This window comes from Sandarakinorhabdus sp. (assembly GCF_032115815.1).
GTDB lineage: Bacteria > Pseudomonadota > Alphaproteobacteria > Sphingomonadales > Sphingomonadaceae > Sandarakinorhabdus.
Window position 1 is genome coordinate 1 of record NZ_JAUMBI010000111.1, and the last position, 4,775, is coordinate 4,775.

Annotated in this window: 4 protein-coding genes; all 4 read right to left on the minus strand. The window is 65.9% G+C overall.

Going from position 1 to position 4,775, the window contains the following annotated elements:
• Positions 1 to 35 precede the first annotated feature (35 nt).
• From RT662_RS06705 to queG, 4 genes are read right to left on the minus strand one after another with little or no spacing between them, the layout of a single operon-like run.
• Positions 36 to 1,046 (minus strand): NADP-dependent oxidoreductase, encoded by a 1,011-nt coding sequence (locus RT662_RS06705; RefSeq protein ID WP_313669934.1) that lies wholly within the window; start codon positions 1,044 to 1,046, stop codon positions 36 to 38.
• The gene (locus tag RT662_RS06710) at positions 1,043 to 2,635 is read right to left on the minus strand and encodes a helicase HerA-like domain-containing protein (protein ID WP_313669935.1); all 1,593 of its coding nucleotides are present in this window, start codon (positions 2,633 to 2,635) and stop codon (positions 1,043 to 1,045) included. The genes RT662_RS06705 and RT662_RS06710 overlap by 4 nt, the downstream gene beginning before the upstream one ends.
• 24 nt (positions 2,636 to 2,659) lie before the next feature.
• Positions 2,660 to 3,580, minus strand: coding sequence for a carbon-nitrogen hydrolase family protein (locus tag RT662_RS06715; RefSeq protein WP_313669936.1), 921 nt, complete (start codon positions 3,578 to 3,580; stop codon positions 2,660 to 2,662).
• Positions 3,577 to 4,620 (minus strand): tRNA epoxyqueuosine(34) reductase QueG, encoded by a 1,044-nt coding sequence (queG, locus tag RT662_RS06720; protein WP_313669938.1) that lies wholly within the window; start codon positions 4,618 to 4,620, stop codon positions 3,577 to 3,579. Before queG ends, RT662_RS06715 begins: the two co-directional genes overlap by 4 nt.
• Positions 4,621 to 4,775 lie beyond the last annotated feature (155 nt).

A 4,775-nucleotide genomic window follows, 5' to 3' on the forward strand; every position in this document is an offset into this window, starting at 1 on the left:
GATGGGCCCGGCTTTCGCTGGGGTGACGTATTGCTTCAAACCTTCAGCAGCTGCTTGCCGAAATTCTTGCCCTCGAACAGCCGCCGCAGCGTCGACGGGCAATTCTCGAACCCGTGCGCCACGTCCTCGGCGGTCTTCAGTTTGCCTTCGGCCATCAGCTTCGACAGCGCGGCCACGCCCTCGCCATAACGCTTGGCGAAATCGAGGATGATGAAGCCCTCCATCCGACCGCGCATCACGGTGAGGTTCATGTAGTTGCGTAGGCCCGGTGAGCGATCCTCGGCGGTATCGTTGTAACTGGAAATGCCGCCGCACAGCACCACCCGCGCGTTCAGCGCCAGATTGGCCAGCGCCGCGTCTAGGATCTCGCCGCCAACATTTTCAAACACCACATTCACGCCCTTGCGGGCATGTTCGCGGATCTGGCGGGCAACGTTGCCGGCGCGATAATCGATGCAGGCGTCCGCACCGGCCTGCTCCACCACCCAGCGGCACTTTTCCGGCCCGCCGGCAATGCCGATCACGGTGCAGCCCAGCGCCTTGGCCACCTGCACCACCACGCTGCCGGTTGCCCCGGCGGCGCCCGATACCAGCACCGTGTCGCCCGGCTTGGGCTGGCCGATCTCGGTAAGGCCGAACCACGCTGTCAGCCCTGTCACCCCGAACACGCCCAGCGCCTGTTCCGGCGTGATGCCGGCGCGCAGTTTCGTCACCGGGCCGGTTTCCGTCATGCCGTCGCTCAGCGCATGTTCCTGCCAGCCGAACGTGCCCTGCACCACATCACCCACGGCAAAATTCGGGTGGCTGCTCGCCACCACTTCGCCGATGCCGCCGGCGCGCACCACGCCGCCGATCGGCACCGCCGGCAGATAGGTATCGCCGCCCAGCCAGCCGCGCTGGGTGGGATCGAAGGAGAAATGGGTGAGCCGAACGAGGAATTGCCCCTCGCCCACCTCCGGCAGCGGCACGGTTACGAGATCGAAATCACTGTCTTTCAGTGTCCCGACCGGACGGGATTTCAGCAACCAGCGGCGTGTCGTCGTCATTTGAACAGGCTCCCCAAAATCCCGCGGACAAGGCTCTTGCCCACGCTGCCGGCCAATTGTCGGCCAATGCTGGTGGCCGCTGATCGCGCCACCGATTCAATCACCTTGTCGGTCGTGCTCGGCCGGGCGGCGGCACGCACACGGGCGGCTTCCAGCCGGGCGGCATCACGCTCGCGCTGGGCAGCCAGCCGGGCGGCCTCCTTGGCGGCCTGGGCGTCCAGCTTCGCCTCTTCCTTGGCGGCTTGCGCGTCCAGCTTGGCCTGCAGCGCAGCGGCCTTCTCGGCTTCGGCTTGGCCGGCCTGTTCCTCGCGTTTCATAACCAGAAGTTCGGCGGCGGAATCGCGGTCGATACGCTCCTCATATTTGCCGGCGTAGGGCGAAGCGTTGATCACGTCCATGCGCTCGCCCGGCGTCAGCGGGCCAACGCGGCTGCGCGGCGGCGCGATGCGGGTGCGCTCCACGGGTGACGGCGCGCCATCGGGCATGAGGGTGGAGACCAGCGCCTCGCCCACTTTCATCTCGGTGATGACCGCGGCCACATCCAGGCGCGGATTGGGCCGGAAGGTCTCCGATGCGCTCTTGATCGCCCTGGCGTCGCGCGGCGTGAAGGCGCGCAGGGCATGCTGCACCCGGTTGCCCAACTGGCCGGCCACCTTTTCCGGGATATCAATCGGGTTCTGGGTGACGAAATAGACGCCCACGCCCTTCGATCGGATCAGGCGCACCACCTGTTCCACCTTGTCCATCAGCGCGTCGGGCGCCTCATCAAACAGCAGGTGCGCTTCGTCAAAGAAGAACACCAGCTTCGGCTTTTCGGGGTCGCCCACCTCGGGCAGCGTCTCGAACAGTTCTGACAGCAGCCACAGCAGGAAGGTCGCATACAGGCGCGGGCTGTTCATCAACTTGTCGGCCGCCAGGATATTCACCCGGCCACGGCCCTTGCCATCCAGCGCGATGAAATCGGTGATATCGAAGCCAGGCTCGCCGAAAAACGCCGCGCCGCCTTGGCTGTCGAGCGTGAGCAACTGGCGCTGAATCGAACCGACGCTGGCCTTGGTCACATTGCCGTACTTGCTCGACAGCTCGGCGGCATTGTCGGCACACCAGGCCAGCATTGCCTGCAGATCTTCCAGATCGAGCAGCAGCAGATCATTCTCATCGGCATAGCGGAAGGCGATGGTGAGCACGCCTTCCTGCGTGTCGTTCAGGCCCATCAACCGGGACAGCAGCAGCGGCCCCATTTCGGAAATCGTGGTGCGGATGGGGTGGCCCTGTTCACCAAACAGATCCCAGAACACGACCGGCATCGATTCCCAGTTGTAATCTTCCATCTTCATTTCCATGGCGCGCTTGGCCGTCCAGCCGGCCGCCTCGCTGCCCGCCTTGGCCATGCCGGCGATATCGCCCTTCACATCGGCCAGGAACACCGGCACGCCGGCGCGGGCAAAGCCTTCGGCCAGACCCTGCAGTGTGACGGTCTTGCCGGTGCCGGTCGCGCCGGCGATCAGCCCGTGGCGGTTGGCGCGTTTCAGCACCAGGGATTGCGGGGCATCCTGATCCGACAGGCCGATGAACAGGGAATCGGTCATGCGTATTTCTCCTCAGCCGCAGTTTCAGCGCGCCGGGCGCGTCACGTCCAGCCGGAAGATGTCGGGCCGGGCATAATGGCCGGCGGCATCGAAATCGAAACGGGCGCGCACGATGTCGAGCAGGTCCACCTCGGCCGTGATCAGCCCTTCCCCGCCGCGCAGCGGCCCGGCCAGCACCTCGCCCATGGGCGAGACGATCACGCTGCCACCGGCAATAATCGGCGCATCGGCAGGCCGGTCCACCAGGGTGATCGGATCGCCCAGCGCGGTCTGCGTCGGCCCCAGCCACTGGCAGGCCGAAACCACGAAACAGCGCCCTTCATGCGCGATGTGGCGCATGGCTACCTCCCACTGCGGCCGTTCATCCACCGTGGGCGCTGCCCAGATGGTCACGCCCTGTTCGTAGAGCGCGGCGCGCAGATTGGGCATGAAATTCTCCCAGCATATCACCGCGCCGATCTTGCCAACCGGGCTGTCAAACGCGCGCACGTCGCTGCCATCGCCCATACCCCACACCAGCCGCTCGGCGGCCGTCGGCATCAGCTTGCGGCGGTGCCCGGCCAGCCGGCCATCGGGATCGAAGTGCAGCGCGGTGCAATACAGAGTGGCCCCGTCGCGGACGATGGCGCCGACAATCATCGTGCAGCCAAGATCGGCTGCAAGATCGGCCAGCGCCAGCACTTCGGGCCCATCCAGGTCAATCGCCTGTTCCCAATACCGCAGGAACGCATCACGCCCAGCCGGCGTGCGATAACCCAGCCGCACGCCGAAATCCGCGCCCTTCGGATAGCCGCCCAACAGGGCTTCCGGAAGCACCAGCAGATCGGGGTTCGCCGCCTTCAACTCGTCCCGCCGCGCCATCAGCGCCGCCAGTGTTTCGGCGGTCGTCGTCCGGCTGCCGATCTGCAGCGCGGCGAGGCGGGCGGTTCCAGTCGGGATGCTCATGCAGACTCCAATCGTTCCAGCGCCCAGCGGGCGGCATCGGCCACCACCGGATCATCGCTGCCCAGATGCGCCCGCACCGCCGGAATCAGTGCGCCCTCGCCGCTGTTACCGGCCGCATAGAGGCAATTGCGAATGAAGCGGTTGACCCCGATGCGCTTGATCGCCGAACCGGAAAAGAGCGCCCGGAACGCGGCATCGTCAAGCCCGAGCAGATCGGCCAGTTTCGGCGCGGTCAGTTCAGCGCGCGGCAGGAAGGCCGGTTCCTCCGTCGCCTTGGCAAATCGGTTCCACGGGCAGACGGCCAGGCAATCATCACAGCCATAGATGCGGTTGGCCATCGGTGCCCGGAACTCTTCGGGGATCGGGCCTTTGTGCTCGATGGTGAGATACGCCAGGCAGCGCCGCGCATCGAGGCGATAGGGCGCCGGGAAGGCCTGTGTCGGGCACGCCGTCTGGCAACGGGCGCAACTGCCGCAACGGTCCGCATGCGGTTCGTCCGCCGCCAGATCGAGCGTGGTGTAGATTGCACCGAGGAACAGCCACGAACCATGCTGGCGGCTGACCAGATTGGTGTGCTTGCCCTGCCAGCCCAGCCCGGCGGCGGCCGCCAGCGGCTTTTCCATCACCGGCGCGGTATCGACAAACACCTTCAGTTCGCCGCCCGCTTCCGCCACCAGCCAGCGCGCCAGGGCCTTCAACCGCTTCTTGATTAGGTCGTGATAATCGCGGTTCCAGGCATAGACGGAGATCACACCCGCATCGCCCTGCCCCGCCAGCCGCAACGGATCGAGCGGCGGTGCATAGCTGGTGCCAAGCATGATCACGCTCTTCACATCCGGCCACAGACCCTTCGGCGACGCGCGTTCGTCGGCGCGTTCCGGCATCCAGATCATGTCGCCGTGGCAGCCATCGGCCAGCCAAGCCTTCAGCCGCGCCCCTGCTTCGGGGATCGCATCGGCCGTGGTGATGCCGATGTCGGCAAAGCCTTGGGTAAGCGCCTCGGCCTTCAACCGGGAAATCAGCTGAGCGTTTTCAGCCAATCGACCACCATCGCCGCAACTTGGGTCTCCAATTCACCCCAGAACAGCCAGTGCGGCGCGCCCGGCAGTTCCTGATAATCCACCTGGCCAGTGAGATTGCGCGCCGTCGCCCGCGCGATGCCGGGCGGCGTGATGCGATCATTCAGACCCACCAC